Source organism: Vibrio sp. 1562, from assembly GCF_033340155.1.
GTDB lineage: Bacteria > Pseudomonadota > Gammaproteobacteria > Enterobacterales > Vibrionaceae > Vibrio > Vibrio alginolyticus.
Map to the genome: position 1 here is coordinate 1 of NZ_JAWOVY010000375.1, position 685 is coordinate 685.

Annotated in this window: 1 protein-coding gene; it reads right to left on the reverse strand. The window is 39.4% G+C overall.

Features of this window, described 5'->3' with window-relative positions:
• Positions 1-552 (reverse strand): molecular chaperone TorD (gene torD, locus R7Z49_RS25265; protein WP_318112420.1); only part of this gene is annotated, 552 nt, incomplete at its 3' end.
• Between the last annotated feature and the right edge of the window lie 133 nt (positions 553-685).

The window sequence follows — 685 nt, forward strand, 5'->3', positions numbered from 1 at the left end:
TTTTTCAGCAAATTTTGGCAACCAAGACATGAGTTGATTTTGGATGAAGTCATTTTGTTTAACGAAAGCCTCTTCCATATGTTTTTCTTGCTCTAACTCATTTGAGCGAATGATCATGTTGCCCAAAAAGTCCAATTCGACAGCAAGATGGTCTGCTGGTTCTTTGAGGTTTTCGTCTACCTGAACCCCAAAATCTGCCATCAGTTTTTCCATTTCTTCTGCAGGTTTGTCATTAAGCAAGCCTGATTCACCAATGTACATAGAAGCGTACGGTAGTGCCCCATACTTATCTGTTTTTAAGAACAGCTCGCAAAAATCTGCTGCAAGTTCTAGTTGAGCATCATTGCGGTCTTGGAGTCGGTTTAGGGCATCAACTAGGCTATCAACGGCTGGCTTGAGTGATTCGTTCTCACCTAAGCCCGCTAAAAAACTGCGAATTTCAACACTGTGGTAGGTTTCTAGTTCTTTTTCGCTGAGTTCTTTAGCGAATAAGCTCGAAAACCACCAGTAAATTTCAGCACGCTTTTCATTAAAAGCTTTCACTTCTTGCATTTTTGGCTCCTGAAGGATGCTTCGAGTATTGCATCATAAAGTCAATTAGGGATATCCCCTAAGTGTAATCAAATAAGATGAATAGCAGTAACTATAATTATTGTTGATTATGTTGAATTGTGTGCACTTATTA